Below are 14,103 nucleotides of genomic sequence, written 5' to 3'. Positions count from 1 at the left end.
CTACGACCACAGGTCCGTCCACGGCACGCCGAGCTCGGTGGCCAGGCGCCGCACGGTCGACAGGGACATTCCCACGACGGTCGAGGGGTCGCCGTCCACGCGGGTGATGAAGGCCCCGCCCAGGCTGTCGACCGTGAACGCCCCTGCCACATGCAGGGGTTCGCCCGACGCCACATACGCGGCGATCTCAGCATCGCTGACATCGTCGGCGAAGGTCACTGCGGCCTCGGCGACCGCAGTCGCCTCGACGGGTGTCCGGCCCGGGGCGACACGGAAGACGGAGTGCCCGGAATGCAGGATGCCCGTGGCACCGCGCATCTCCTGCCAGCGTCGCGTGGCTTCCTCGGGGGTGTAGGGCTTGCCGTAGACGCGCCCGCCGCGTGCGAACATCGAATCCCCGCCGATCACGAGGCCGTCGAAGACCCCCTCCTCGGCGAGACCCCGCGCGACCGCGGCAGCCTTCGCCCGGGCGAGCAGCAGCACGAGCTCCGCAGGGGCCAGCGGGGTGCCGCGCTCTTCCTCCGCGGCGGCGGCGACGGCGTCTTCGTCGACGTCCGGGGAGACGGTGAGCGGTTCGATACCCGCCTGCCGCAGCAGCATGAGTCGGGCCGGTGAGGTCGAGGCGAGGCAGACGCGCATGTCCACCACCGTATCCTCGAAGGATGACTTCCTCCGCAGCCGACGTGCTCGAGCTCGACATCACCGGCATCGCACACGGGGGCACCTTCATCGCCCGCCACGAGGGGCGCGTGGTCTTCGTCTCGGACGCGGTCCCCGGGGAGCGCGTCCGTGCGCGACTGATCGCCCCGCAGGACGGGGCCGATGCCTCGACCCGCAGCTTCTGGCGAGCGGAGACGATCGAGGTGCTGGAGGCGTCAGAGCATCGGCGACCGCACATCTGGGCCGAGGCCGACGTCTCGAGGGATCCCGCGGACCGCCCCGGCGGAGCCGACCTCGGGCACATCGCGCTCGACCACCAGCGAGTGCTCAAGCGCCAGGTGCTGACCGAGGCGCTCGACCGTTTCGCCGGGGAGGGACTCGTCGCCCCGGAGATCGAGGCCGTCGAATCCGGAGACGGCACCGGGTGGCGTACGCGCGTGACCCTGCACGTCGACGACACGGGCGCGGTGGGGCCGTTCGCCGCACGCAGCCACCGGGTCATCCCCGTGTCTTCCCACCCGCTCGCTCGCCCGGCGATCGCGGAGGCCGCGCTCGCGCTCCGCGGTGAGGCTCCCGGTCGGATCGAGCTCGTCGAGCCCGCCGACGGTCGAGTGCGCATCATCCGCCGCGAGGAGACGGTGCGTCCGGCCAAGGTCGCGCGCGGCTTCCGGCGCCGTCCGACTCCCGAGACGATCCAGGAACTCGTCGGAGACCGGCCCTTCCAGCTGGACGCGACGGGATTCTGGCAGGTCCATCCGCGGGCGGCCTCCGTGCTCGACGCCGCGGTGTACGGCATCCTCGACGGACACGTCGACGAGGCGAAGACGCACTACGACCTGTACGGCGGCGTCGGTCTCTTCGCCGCGACACTCGCCGATCTCGGCGGCACCGACATCGTCACGGTGGAGTCGAGCGCACGGGCCACTGAGCACGCGGCCGCCAACCTCGCACCGCTCGAGGTCACCGCGGTCACCGCGCGCGTCGACCGCTTCCTGTCCACGCGCCGGAGCAGCGGTCGGACGGGGGCCGTGATCCTCGACCCGCCTCGCGCAGGAGCGGGCCGTCAGGTCGTCGAGGCCGTGCACGCGCTCGCGCCGGAGGCCGTCGCCTACGTCGCCTGCGATCCGGTCGCCCTCTCCCGTGATCTCGGGACCTTCCGGGCGCTGGGGTGGAACGTCGATCGTCTTCGAGGTTTCGATCTGTTCCCGCACTCGCACCACTTCGAGGTCGTCGCGCTGCTGACCCGCTGAGCCGTCGGCGGCCGTCTGCGGCGACTCACTAGGCTGGGTGGATGAGCAGGGTCGCACTCATCGACGATCACGAGTCCGTTCGCCTCGGCCTCGAGGCCGCGTGCGCGCGCGACTCGCAGACGGTGGTCTTCTCCGGGAGCACAGTCGTGTCATACCTGGAATGGCGGGCCTCGGCGTCTGCCGCTCCTGCCGACGTCGTGGTCCTCGACCTCACCCTGGGCGACGGCAGCACCGTGACCGAGAACGTGTCATCGCTCGTGAACGACGGGGCGAGCGTGGTCATCCACAGCGTCGCCGACCGTCCCGCGGCTGTGCGTGAGGCTCTGTCCGCCGGGGCCGCAGGGGTCGTCAGCAAGTCGTCCGCTCTCGATGACGTGATGGACGCGATCCGGACCGTCGCTCAGGGCGAAGCGCTCAACAACGTCGAATGGGCCAGCGCCGTCGACGGTGACCGGGCCTTCGCCGACGCGCAGCTCTCCAGCCGCGAGCGCGAGGTGCTCCGGTTGTATGCCACGGGCCTTCCGCTGAAGGCGGTCGCCGAGCGGCTCGGCGTCGCCTACTCGACCGCCAAGGAGAACATCACGCGCGTACGGGTCAAGTACGTCGAGGTCGGTCGGCCCGCACCCACGAAGGTCGATCTCCTCCGTCGAGCGATGGAGGACGGCATCGTCGCGGCAGACGGGGCGTCGAGTGCCCGCTGATCCGCTCAGCATCCGCGATGCCTGGAGCAAGATCCCGTCTCCGGGCAGCACGGAGACCGAGTTCGAGCGATTCACGGGCAAACGCATGGAGCGGATCCTCGCGATCGTCGTCGCGATCGGATCCTCCGCCTTGGGCGCCCAGGCGCTGTTCGCCGCGGTGAACACCCTGTCCCAGGCGGACGTGGTGCACATCGTGATGGTCGTCGTGGTGTTCGTCCCGCTCGCGGCGATGCTGGTCGCCTGCCTGGTCGGCCGCGGCGTGCGTACCTTCTCGGGCCTCTTCGCCGTGGTCTACCTGCTGGCGCTCGCCGCGTGGCCGACGGTCGTGGACCCCGCCGACAAGAGTGCCGGCGATCAGCCCTGGATCTTCTTCCTCGTGAACGTGGGGGTGGTCGCGGCGATGCTCGCGTTCCCCCTGCGGCTCCAGTTCGCGTGGGCGGCCGTGATGCCGTTCGTCTACGGTTACGTGCGTCTCGTGCAGGGGGAGTTCTCGCGGGAGTTCTGGGTCACGACCGCATTCGATGTCTCCTTCACGCTCATCCTCGGCGTGGTGATCATCTCGCTCGGCTGGATGTTCCGCTCCGTCGCGGCCGGCGTCGACGAGGCACGAGGGCAAGCCGTCGCCTCCTACTCCACCGCAGCTGCTGCCGCCGCGGCCGAGGAGGAACGCGTGGCGATGTCGGCGCTCATGCATGACAGCGTCCTCGCGGCGTTGATCGCCGCCGAGCGGGCGGAGGGGGAGCGGGCGGAGGAGCTCGCGGTCGCGATGGCACGGGAAGCTCTCACACGTCTCGCGAACACGGAAGCCGCCGTGTCCCAGGAGGGCACCGACGAGCCCGTGGGGATCGCGCAGATCGTGGTCGAACTCCGCCGTTCGCTCTCGGAGCTCGGTGCCGACGCGATCGTCGAGGAGCGCGGCGGGATCGGAATGATCCCCGGACGGGCGGCGCGAGCCCTCGTGCTGGCCGCACGGCAGGCGATCGGGAACGCCGTGTCCCACGCGAACAGCCGTGGGTTGCACATCATCGTCGAGGCGTGTGGTGACCAAGGGATCTCCGTGACCGTGTCGGACACGGGGCCGGGTTTCGACATCACGGCGATCGGCGCCGACCGGCTCGGGATCCGCGCCTCCATCTTCGCCCGCATGGCCGGAGTCGCCGGCACCGCGGACATCCGATCCGATGAGCAGGGCACGACCGTCGTGCTGGGGTGGGAGCGCTCGTGAACCGGACCGTCCGCAGCGTCGCCACCTCGCTCGCCGTGGGGTTCGCGCTGTACTTCGCCGCGCGCGCGATCTGGTGGATCGAGCAGCCGACGGCGCCGTTGTTGATGATCGTCGCGATCGGCATCTACCTCGTGGTCGTGAACATCGCGATTCTGGGCGACGCGACGTCTGTGCGGATGCCCCTGTGGTCGGCGGTGCTGGCCCTGCTCGCGAGCGCCCTCATCCCCGCCCTGGTCACGTTCTCTCTGGAGCCCGCCGACCGCACCGCTCCCTTCGCCACCTGGTACATCGGCGGGCTCGGGCTCCTCGGTGTCGTGTGCATCGTCCGCCGTCGGTTCCTGATCGGCTGGCTGACGCTCGCGGTTCTCGTCGCGGCCTCCTCGGCATACCTCGGGATCGGCGTGGCGCTCACCCTGGGCCTGGTCGGCTCGATCATGTGGATCGTCGTCGCCCGACTTCTCGTGATGTTCTGGGATCGCGCGGTGCGCGACACCGAACGGCTCGCCGAGATCCAGCAGGCGGTCTCGGCCTGGCACGCCACCCAGAGCGTGCGCCAGCGGGAGAGGCGTCTGCGCACGCAGTTCGCCCTGGCGGTCGCCGGGCCGGTGCTCGGTCGTGTCGTCGCCTCCCGTGGCGTGCTCGACGACCGGGAGCGACTCGAAGCGCGCCTCGCCGAGGGTCGGCTGCGCGACGAGCTGCGCGGAGCGGATCTGCTCAACGATGCCGTGCGCAACGCGATCGACGCCGCCCGTCTACGCGGCGCCGTCGTCACGGTCTTCGACGAGGGCGGATTCGATGGCATCGACGAAGCGCGACGCAGTGAGATCCGAGACGAGCTCGCCTCTGTGCTCATGCAGGCACAGAGCGCGCGGCTCATCATCCGTTCGGCTCGCGATGCCCGTGTCGCGGTGACCGTCGTCGGGCGTGCGGGGACGCGTGCCTCGGGCGACGATGACGCGGTCGACCTGTGGCATGAGATCGCTCGGGAGGCGGAAGCCGTCTGAAGACGCCGCGCTCCCGACCAGGTGAGGAGAGTGGGCGAGGGGCGGCGTTATCGCCAGCCCCTCGCCGTGCGGACAGTTACCCGAAAACCGTCCGCTGGTGGCCGATCAGCGTCTGTCTACCCTGGGACAGAGAGACCAGCCGAACGCGAAGCGTCTCCTCCAGTCTGGGGGTTCTTCCATTCGTTGTCTGTAGGTATTTTGGGGGACACGATTTCTCGCTCGATGAGGGATCATAGGACCATGGGAACGCGTCGGGGAACCAACCTTCCGCGGATGGGGGACTTCAATCAGTCCGTGGTCCTGGAGGCGATCCGACAGTCCGGGGAAGGGCTGAGCCGCATCGAACTCGCCTCCGCCACCGGGCTCTCCGCGCAGACGGTGACGAACATCACCCGCCGGCTTCTCGACGACGGATTCATCCGTGAGGCGGGGCGCACCATCAACGGTCCGGGCAAACCCCGCGTGACCCTGCGGCTCGTCCCGGACAGTCGCTTCGCGGTGGGGGTGCACCTCGACCCCGCCATCATGACCTTCGTCCTGCTCGACCTGTCGGGCGCCGTCGTGCGTCGGAAGAGCATACGCACTCCGGCGAAGGAACCGCGGTGGATCATCTCCGCCATGGCGGCCACCATCGACGCCTTGATCGCCGAGGCCGACGTGGACCGGGATCGGATCGCCGGGGTGGGAGTCGCCGCCCCCGGGCCTCTCGATGCGGAGAAGGGCACGGTGATCGACCCGCCGAAGCTGCTCGGCTGGCACCGGGTGCGGCTGCGTGCGGTGCTCGCCGACGCGACCGGTCTTCCCGTGCTGCTCGAGAAGGACACGACTGCCGCCGCGTCGGGCGAACTGTGGACACGGCGCGCGTCGGCCGACGATTCGTTCGTCTTCATCTACCTGGGTACCGGGATCGGCGCCGCCCTCGCCAGGGAGGGGGAGGTCGTGCCCGGGAGCACACGCAACATCGGAGAGGTCGGGCACGTGATCGTGGATCCGGACGGTCCGCGGTGCACCTGCGGTTCTCGGGGATGCGTCGAGGTCGTCTGCACGCCACAGGCCATCGTCGAACAGGCGGAGCGTGCGGGGGTGTTCCAGGACGATCGCGAGGCGAGCGATGTCGAGTCCGTCGACGAGCGCTTCGGAGAGCTCTGCGAGCGTGCCGGCCGCGGCGACGTCGCCGCCCTGGCCGTGCTGCGGCAGGCCGCTGTGCATATGTCCGTCCTGACCGCCGCGCTCGCGAACATGCTCGACGTGGACCGCGTCGTGTTCGGCGGCCCGTTCTGGTCGCGGCTCGCGGAGGTGTACCTCAGCGAGATCCCCGGTCGCCTCGATCGGGCGAGCGCGACACGGGCGGTGCGCACGCTGCCGGTCGACGGGACGGTCGTCGGCGACGACGTGGGCGCGGTGGGCGCCGGCTGCGTGGTGCTCGACTCCGTACTCAGTCCCCGTGCCTCGGGGCTCCTGCTCGACGGCTGAGCTCTCACCGCCTGACGCATGAGGCGCAGGCCGGGGGGCGTCACCCGGAGAAGCGCCCCCACGGGATGTCACGGCGCAGCGGACGCCGGAGCGGACGCTGCGTGCGGGTCCAGGCGGACACGGTCGGCTCATCGGCCACGGCGGCCGCCGCTTCGGACGCATAGGCCTCGCTGATCACCGCGATGAGTGCGGCCAGCTCTTCTTCAGTGGCTGAACCGCGCGTGATCGTGAGCATCGACGCCGCCTGCTCCGATGCGTCGGCCCCGGCCTCTCGCGCGGTCACAGCGGGATGTTCCCATGCTTCTTCGGCGGAAGCTCGGCGCGCTTGCCCCGCAGCGCACGCAGTGCCTTCGCGATCGACACGCGCGTGTTCGCCGGCTCGATGATGCCGTCGAGCTCTCCGCGCTCCGCCGCGAGGAACGGTGAGGCGACGTTGTACGTGTACTCGTTCGCCAGGCGGGTACGCACGGCGGCGACGTCTTCGCCGGCGTCCTCGGCCTTCTTGATCTCGCCGCGGTACAGGATGTTCACGGCACCCTGCCCGCCCATGACGGCGATCTCCGCCGTCGGCCAGGCGAGGTTCACGTCGGCGCCGAGCTGCTTCGATCCCATCACGATGTACGCGCCGCCGTAGGCCTTGCGCAGGATCACCGTGACGAGCGGGACCGTGGCCTCCGCGTAGGCGTAGAGGAGCTTCGCGCCGCGGCGGATGACACCCGTCCACTCCTGGTCGGTTCCCGGCAGGTAACCGGGGACGTCGACGAGGGTGACGATCGGGATGGAGAACGCGTCGCAGAACCGGACGAAGCGGCTCGCCTTCTCGCCGGCTTCGATGTTCAGCGTTCCGGCCATCTGCGACGGCTGATTCGCGATGATGCCGACGGAGCGGCCCTCGATGCGGCCGAACCCGATCACGATGTTCGGGGCGAACAGCGGCTGCACCTCGAGGAAGTCGCCCTCGTCGACCACGTGCTCGATGACGGTGTGGATGTCGTACGGCTGGTTCGTGGAGTCGGGGACGATCGTGTTCAGCACACGGTCGGCGTCGGTGGTCTCGAACTCGAAGGTGCTCTCGTACGAGGGCAGCTCCGCCATGTTGTTGTCCGGAAGGAAGCTCAGCAGCGTGCGCGCGTAGTCGATCGCGTCGTCTTCGTCCTCGGCGAGGTAGTGCGCGACGCCCGAGCGCGTGTTGTGCGTGAGCGCGCCGCCGAGTTCCTCCATGCCGACGTCCTCGCCGGTCACGGTCTTGATCACGTCGGGACCGGTGACGAACATCTGGCTGGTCTTGTCGACCATGATGACGAAGTCCGTGAGCGCGGGGGAGTACACGGCGCCACCGGCCGCGGGGCCCATGATGATGGAGATCTGAGGGATCACGCCGGAGGCGCGGGTGTTGAGGCGGAAGATCTCGCCGTACTTGCCCAGGGCGACGACGCCCTCCTGGATACGCGCACCGCCTGAGTCGAGGATGCCGATGCAGGGCATCCCGCCGGCGAGGGCGAACTCCATGATCTTCACGATCTTCTCGCCGGCGACTTCGCCGAGTGAGCCGCCGAAGGTCGAGAAGTCCTGCGAGTACACCGCGACGGTGCGCCCGTTGATCGTGCCGACACCGGTGACGACCGAGTCGCCGTAGGGGCGGGAGCGGTCCATGCCGAAGGCGGTGGTGCGGTGGCGCACGTACTCGTCGAACTCGACGAAGCTTCCGGGGTCGACGAGCAGTTCGATGCGCTCACGGGCGGTCATCTTGCCCTTGGCGTGCTGCTTCTCCTTCGCCTTGGCTTCTGCGTCGACGACGGCTTCGGTGTAGCGAGCGCGCAGATCCGCGATCTTGCCGGCGGTAGTAAAGAGGTCGGGCTTGTCCGTCACGGATTCCACCCTAGCGTCGGGTCGGCCCGGTCTGTTGGATGCTCGGCACAACGGGTCGGCCGATCCTTTGGCGACCTACGCGCAGTGCTCAGTGTGCGGCGTCCGCATCCGCTTCCGTCGGGTCGTCGTTCTCCCGCTTCGCGTCGGCAGTTTTCGCGGGATCGTTCTCCTCCAACTCCGGGTCCGACTTCGGGGAACGGCCGAGGGAGAGGGCCTTGCGACCGACCCAGCCGACTCCGCGGACGGTCGTTCCTGCCGCACCGGCCACGGCGTTGCCGGCATACCGCGCGCCGCGGAGCATCCGCAGCTCGAGCTTCTCCGCTCCCGGCACCGGTTCGAGCTCGAGCGGCAGATCGATCGGAGCCGCACCGAAAGCCTTGTGCGAGGTCGTGAGCACGCGACGGCCGAGGATGTTGTTCCCTGCCCCGCCGATGGCTGCGCCGACGCCGAACGGGAGGGCCTTGCCGATCACGGAGGCGCCGCCCTTCGCGGCGAACTGCTTCACGAACATGCTCTTGAGCTGATCGACTAGTGGGCCGACGGCGGCGCGGGGGAGCGACTTCGTGACGAGTTCACCCCAGTACGACGATCTGCTCCCGCCGCGTCCGGCGACCTGCCCGGCGAGCTGACCGACCAGATCGACGCCCTCCTTGCCGAGCATCAAGGTCATCACCAGGGCGCGCGCACGGTCGGGGTTGGCGACCGCGATGCCGTGCACCTCGGCGACCGACTGCGCGAACAGGGCCGTCGACTCCACGAAGCCCACGGTCTCGACACCGGACAGCGCGAGAGTCACGCCGGTGCCGATGCCGGGAACGACGGCGGTCGCGCCCACCGCGGCACCCCCGGTGGTCACGGCGGCGAGATAGCGGCGTTCGAGGATCCGGATGATCTCGGTGGGCGTGGCCTGAGGGTTGCGAAGACGGATGCTGCGGATGTGCGCGAGCACGAGCGGGCGCTGGATCGAGAGCACGCGGTCGAGGCCGCGCACCATCATCGGGTGCTCGGAAGACCCGGAAGGGGGCACGCCCTTGTCCCACGGAGCGTCATCCGGCAACGAGTGGATCTTGTGCACCTGGCGAGCCATGGAGCGATCTTACGAAGCTCGGCCGCGAAAACGCCGAAAGCCCGGTCCCTCGAGGGAACCGGGCTCTCGCACGACGGATCGGATCAGACGAAGAGGTTCGCCCGCTCGAGGTCTTCCGCGAAGTCGACCTCGACCGCGTACAGGTCGGAGACATCCATCGGCTCGAGCAGCAGGGCGTCTTCCGCGATGGCGAGCTCGAGGCCGCGCTCGAAGTAGTCCTGGTCCTCGACGCGCTGCAGCTGGCGCATGAACGCCTTCTTGTGCGTGGACGAGATGTAGTTGATGCCGACCGCCTCGCCGAGCCCGCCCTTGACGGTCTTGGAGAGCTCCTTGATGAAGCCCTCGGCCGTGACCGTGTACTTCACCTCTTCGTCGCTGACCTTCGAGGTGTTGACGGTCACGAACGACTGGTCGCGCTCGATGTAGGCGGCCGCACGGCCGAGGATCATCGGGTCGAAGACCACATCGCCGTTCATCCACAGCACGCCGCCCTTGCCGGTGGCGCCGAGAGCGCGCAACAGGCTCTTTGACGTGTTCGTCTCGTCGTAGCGCTCGTTGTGGACGTAGTTGACCTGGGGGAAGGCTTCGATGATGGTCTCTGCGCGGTAGCCGACCACGGTCGTGATGCGCGCGTCGGACCCGAAGGCGGCGCGGATGTTGTCGTGTTGCTGGCCCATGATCGTGCGGCCGTCGCTCAGTTCGGTGAGCGGCTTCGGCAGCGCGCGGCCGAGGCGCGAGCCCATGCCGGCGGCGAGGATGACGGTCTGAAGAGTCACGAGTGCTCCTAAAGGAAGTTGTGTTCACGGTCGGTTCACCGACCAGACACTTCGTCGTGCCGCGTTCATGGTAGCGATTCAGGCTGGGAAGCTCGGGGTGCGAAGGCTCCCGTTGCCATTTCGTGACCGAGTACACACCGGACGCACAGGCTCGCACACGGAGCACGATCGCCCCGGATCGCGCGGATCCGGCGGCGGTTTGTTGCGCGGCGGCTTGGCTTGCGCCCACCCCTTGATACCGTAGGACGGTGACTTCCTCCCCTGACGACCGCACCGCCCAGGTGGACGATACCGAAGCCTTCCCACGCGACACGTCGGCGAGCAGTTCGGCATCGTCCACGCAGGCCTCGGAGGCGTCGACGGATGCCGAGAAGCCCGCTCCCAAGAAGTCCGCGCCCAAGAAAGCTGCGGCCAAGAAGCCCGCGGCCACGGAGTCTGCCGCCAAGAAGCCTGCCGCCAAGAAGTCGACGGCCACGAAGACCACGACCGCAAGTACCTCGGGGACGACGCCGACGAAGACCAGCACGGCGAAGACCAGCGCGGCGAAGACCAGCGCGGCGAAGACCGGCGCGGCGAAGAAGCCCGCGACCTCGAAGACCGCCGCGAAGACTTCTGTGAAGGCTCCCGCGAAGTCCACGACGACGAAGGCTGCGGCGGAGAAGGCCGCCCCGACCGCCGAGGTCGTGGTCGAGCCGTTGCCGAAGGCGATGGACGAGCAGCCCTCGAAGACGAGCAGCACCGCGCGAACCGCAGCGGACGCGCGGAAGGCAGCGGCGAAGAACACCGCCTCGCGAGCTGCCGCGACGAAGTCCTCCGGATCGACGGCTGCCTCGGACCGCGCCGCGGCCGTGCGTGTCGCCGCACCGCGGGCCGCCGTCACCGGGGCGAAGGCCGCTGCGCCGAAGGCTGCGGGAAAGACGCCCGCGACGAAGTCCACGGCCGCGAAGACGGCGGCGGCGAAGACCGCAGCCGCCAAGTCGGCCGCCACCAAGTCCACGGCCCGCGCGGCGACCGCGAAGACGGCTGCAGCGAAGACCACGGCAGCGAAGAAGTCGGCGGCGGCGAGGGCGGCTGCGGCGAAGGCGAAGGCCGAGGCCGATGACGTGAAGGCCGCGCAGGCCGATGCCGCGCTCGTGATCGAAGACTCGCCGGTGACCGAGTCTGCTCCGGTGACCGAGTCTGCTCCGGTGACCGAGTCTGCTCCGTCGTCCGAGCTCGAGTCCGCCCCCGAGGCCGAATCGGCAACGACGGATGCCTCCGAAGCTGAGGTTCCGGCCGTGGACGACCAGGAGGTGCCCGGAGCGGAGAGCGGTGAGGGCGGTGCCGAGCAGACGCTCGTCGCCGAGGCCGACGCAGCCGACGAGGTGACGACGCTCGAAGTCGTCGAGGCTGTCGCCGACTCCGACGATGCGGTGGCCGACGCCCCGGGACGGACCGACGCGACGTCCGCCGGGGAAGCGGTCAGCGTCCGCGGCCTCGTCAAGCAGTTCGGCGACAACCGGGCCGTCGGCGGGATCGACCTCTCGGTGCCTGCGGGTTCGTTCTACGGAGTCGTCGGTCCCAACGGTGCGGGCAAGACGACCACGCTCTCGATCGTCGCAGGCCTCCTGCGGGCCGATGAAGGCAGCGTCACGATCTGCGGTGTCGACCAGGCCGCGCAGCCGCAGGCCGCGAAACGGCTCATGGGCGTGCTGCCCGACCGGCTGCGGACGTTCGACCGGCTCACCGGACGCCAGCTCCTCTACTACTACGGACTCCTTCGAGGGCTCTCGGCCGACGTGATCGAGAAGCGTGCGGCCGATCTCGCCCGCGCATTCGACCTCGGTGACGCTCTCAGCCGGGTCGTCTCGGACTACTCGGCGGGTATGACGAAGAAGATCATGCTCGCCGGCGCGATGATCCACTCGCCGCGCGTCCTGGTGTTGGATGAGCCGTTCGAGTCGGTCGATCCGGTCTCCTCCGCGGTCATCCTGGACATCCTGCGCGCCTACGTCTCGCACGGCGGGACCGTGATCCTCTCCAGCCATGGGATGGATCTGGTGGAGCGTGTCTGCTCCCGGGTGGCCATCATCGTCGGTGGTGAAGTGCTCGCCGAGGGCACGATCGACGAGGTGCGCGCGGGGCAGACGCTCGAAGCGCGCTTCGTCGAACTTGCCGGCTCCAGCGGTGAGGTGGAGGGGCTCGAGTGGCTGCACACGTTCTCCGACTGAGGCTCGCTCTCCTTCTCGGGGCGCTCCGCGGCGAACGTCGGCTTCGGACGCTCCTCGTGTTCGCGGCCGTCATCGCCGTCACGACCGTGGTGTGCATCGCCGTGTTCACGTTGTCGGGTGCGCCCGTCCCGGTCGCGCAGGCGGTCACGGTGCTCGGTGGAGCCGCGCTGCTCCTGGGTTTCCTCGTGGGCCCGATCCTCGTCGGCGCGGTCGACCAGCTCGACCCGCGACGCTTCACCGTGTTCGGTGTGGACGAGCGCCGGATGCCGTGGGTGCTCACCCTCGCCTCATTCGTCAGTGTGCCCAGTCTCGCCCTCGTCGCCGTCTACACGAGCGTCTGCATCGTCGCGATCGGAGACGGCACGCCCTGGCCCCTCGCGGTGCTGATGACGATCGTCGGCATCCTCACGACCGTGCTCATATCGCGGATCGGCATGGCCATCAACGCCCTGCTGCTGCCGGAGCGTCGGTCCCGGGAGCTCACGGCGTTGTTCGCCCTCGCTCTGCTCGTGATCGCGTTCCCCGTGGCGGTGTTCCTCGGCTCCCTGCGCTGGGACGGGCTCGTGCCTGATTCCTTGTCGACGTTGTCGACTGTGCTCGGGTTCACCCCGTTCGCGGCGTCGCCCGCCTTCCTCTTCGCGTCCGCGGCGGGCGAGACCGCGGCTGCCTGGGTCAGCGGCATCATCGCCGTCCTCACCGTCGGTCTCCTCTGGGCGGCCTGGACCTGGCTCGTGCGACGCCTGCTCACGACGACTGAGCGTCCCGTCGCCTCGAGAGAGCGCACCGGACTCGGCTGGTTCGGGCTGCTGCCGTCCAACGCGTTCGGTGCGATCGCCTCGCGGAGCCTCGTGTACTGGCTCCGGGATCGCCGCTACATCATGAACATCATCGTCGTCCCGGTCGCCGGTGTGCTCACGGTGCTGCCGCTGATCGTCGCCGGTGTGCCGGTCGAGATCGCCGCGCTCGTGCCGGTGCCGGTGATGGCACTGTTCTTCGGATGGCTGCCCCACAACGACGTCGCCTACGACTCGACCGCACTGTGGACGCACGTCGCGAGCGGCGTGCGTGGGCTTCCCGATCGCCTCGGTCGACTGGTTCCCGTGCTGCTCGTCGCGATTCCGGTCCTCGCGATCGCGGTACCGCTCTCGCTGCTGCTGATCGGAGACTGGAGTCTGCTCCTTCCGCTCGGCGGCCTCGCAGCGAGCCTGCTCTTCTCCGCCCTGGGCATCTCGAGCATCGTCTCGGTGGTCGCGCCGTACGCGGTCTCCCGTCCCGGCGACAGTCCGTTCCAGCAGCCGCAGCGGCCGACGTCGCGCGGTGCGTACGGGCCGGCTGCGGCGTTCCTCGGCGCGATCGTGCTCAGCGTCCCGACGATCTGGTTGTTCGCGGCCACGATCGTCGAGGGTTCGGCGTATGCGCCGGCGACGTTCTGGGTCGGCCTCCTCATCGGCCTCGGCGTCCTCGCCGCGGGTGCGGTCATCGGCGGTCGCATCTTCGAGCGCAGCGGTGAGCGGCTGATGGAGTTCGTCGAGACCGCGTGACACCCGCCCGCGAGGGGCTCGACGCCGCTAGACTCACGGGATGAGTACTCCGCTGGACAGCCCCGATCAGGGCGGCGTGGCAACGCTTGATCGCGAACTGGAAGAGCTCCTCCGCGAGGAGAATCTCGAACCGGGCGACCATGAGCGCTTCTCGCATTACGTGAAGAAGGACAAGATCCTCGAGTCTGCGATCACCGGCAAGCCGGTGCGCGCGCTGTGCGGCAAGAAGTGGACGCCGGGTCGTGACCCGGAGAAGTTCCCGATCTGCCCCACGTGCAAGGAGATCTACGAGTCGATGATCGGCTGA

The 14,103-nt window shown here is 69.3% G+C and carries 13 protein-coding genes; 8 read left to right on the top strand and 5 right to left on the bottom strand.

All coding sequences use genetic code 11. From position 1 onward, the window contains the following. The gene (locus LRQ07_RS11920) at nt 1-639 is read right to left on the bottom strand and encodes a Maf family protein (protein WP_256536438.1); all 639 of its coding nucleotides are present in this window, start codon (nt 637-639) and stop codon (nt 1-3) included. A gap of 23 nt (nt 640-662) precedes the next feature. Between LRQ07_RS11920 and LRQ07_RS11915 the strand changes: the two genes are divergently transcribed. The 5 genes from LRQ07_RS11915 (at nt 663) to LRQ07_RS11895 (ending at nt 6,313) form a co-directional block, all read left to right on the top strand. Then, on the top strand, nt 663-1,910 hold the full coding sequence (locus LRQ07_RS11915) for a class I SAM-dependent RNA methyltransferase (RefSeq protein ID WP_256534730.1): 1,248 nt from the start codon (nt 663-665) through the stop codon (nt 1,908-1,910). 41 nt (nt 1,911-1,951) lie between these two features. After that, nucleotides 1,952-2,611 carry a response regulator transcription factor gene (locus tag LRQ07_RS11910; RefSeq protein WP_131492669.1) on the top strand — a complete coding sequence of 220 codons (660 nt, stop codon included), beginning with the start codon at nt 1,952-1,954 and terminating at the stop codon, nt 2,609-2,611. Beyond that, the gene (locus tag LRQ07_RS11905; RefSeq protein WP_131492667.1) at nt 2,601-3,836 is read left to right on the top strand and encodes an ATP-binding protein; all 1,236 of its coding nucleotides are present in this window, start codon (nt 2,601-2,603) and stop codon (nt 3,834-3,836) included. Before LRQ07_RS11910 ends, LRQ07_RS11905 begins: the two co-directional genes overlap by 11 nt. After that, nucleotides 3,833-4,840 (top strand): hypothetical protein, encoded by a 1,008-nt coding sequence (locus LRQ07_RS11900; RefSeq protein ID WP_256534729.1) that lies wholly within the window; start codon nt 3,833-3,835, stop codon nt 4,838-4,840. The genes LRQ07_RS11905 and LRQ07_RS11900 overlap by 4 nt, the downstream gene beginning before the upstream one ends. 273 nt (nt 4,841-5,113) lie before the next feature. Then, nucleotides 5,114-6,313, top strand: coding sequence for an ROK family transcriptional regulator (locus tag LRQ07_RS11895; RefSeq protein ID WP_232763830.1), 1,200 nt, complete (start codon nt 5,114-5,116; stop codon nt 6,311-6,313). Between the two features lie 40 nt (nt 6,314-6,353). Here the strand turns inward: LRQ07_RS11895 and LRQ07_RS11890 are convergent, their stop codons facing one another. The 4 genes from LRQ07_RS11890 to LRQ07_RS11875 all read right to left on the bottom strand — a co-directional run bounded on the left by LRQ07_RS11890 (nt 6,354) and on the right by LRQ07_RS11875 (nt 10,045). After that, nucleotides 6,354-6,596, bottom strand: a complete 243-nt coding sequence (locus LRQ07_RS11890) for an acyl-CoA carboxylase epsilon subunit (protein ID WP_256534728.1) — start codon at nt 6,594-6,596, stop codon at nt 6,354-6,356. Then, nucleotides 6,593-8,182: an acyl-CoA carboxylase subunit beta gene (locus LRQ07_RS11885; RefSeq protein ID WP_372491404.1), complete on the bottom strand. Its 1,590-nt coding sequence runs from the start codon at nt 8,180-8,182 to the stop codon at nt 6,593-6,595. The genes LRQ07_RS11890 and LRQ07_RS11885 overlap by 4 nt, the downstream gene beginning before the upstream one ends. Nucleotides 8,183-8,270: 88 nt before the next feature. Next, on the bottom strand, nt 8,271-9,269 hold the full coding sequence (locus LRQ07_RS11880) for a hypothetical protein (protein ID WP_256534727.1): 999 nt from the start codon (nt 9,267-9,269) through the stop codon (nt 8,271-8,273). Between the two features lie 83 nt (nt 9,270-9,352). Then, entirely contained in the window at nt 9,353-10,045 is a 693-nt protein-coding gene (locus LRQ07_RS11875; protein ID WP_047523569.1) for an NTP transferase domain-containing protein, read from the bottom strand. Between the two features lie 248 nt (nt 10,046-10,293). Here LRQ07_RS11875 and LRQ07_RS18525 point away from each other — a divergent pair, with 248 nt between their 5' ends. The 3 genes from LRQ07_RS18525 to LRQ07_RS11860 are packed head-to-tail and all read left to right on the top strand — an operon-like array spanning nt 10,294 to nt 14,103. Further along, complete coding sequence (locus tag LRQ07_RS18525) at nt 10,294-12,255, top strand: ABC transporter ATP-binding protein (RefSeq protein WP_319944130.1); 1,962 nt, start codon at nt 10,294-10,296, stop codon at nt 12,253-12,255. Further along, nucleotides 12,231-13,796: a hypothetical protein gene (locus LRQ07_RS11865; protein ID WP_256534726.1), complete on the top strand. Its 1,566-nt coding sequence runs from the start codon at nt 12,231-12,233 to the stop codon at nt 13,794-13,796. The genes LRQ07_RS18525 and LRQ07_RS11865 overlap by 25 nt, the downstream gene beginning before the upstream one ends. Before the next feature lie 40 nt (nt 13,797-13,836). Further along, a complete protein-coding gene (locus tag LRQ07_RS11860) occupies nt 13,837-14,103 on the top strand; it encodes a DUF3039 domain-containing protein (RefSeq protein ID WP_026049764.1) in 267 nt (88 codons plus the stop codon).

Source organism: Microbacterium sp. J1-1, assembly GCF_024498615.1.
Lineage (GTDB): Bacteria > Actinomycetota > Actinomycetes > Actinomycetales > Microbacteriaceae > Microbacterium > Microbacterium aurugineum.
This window is presented reverse-complemented; position numbering and strand designations above follow the sequence as displayed.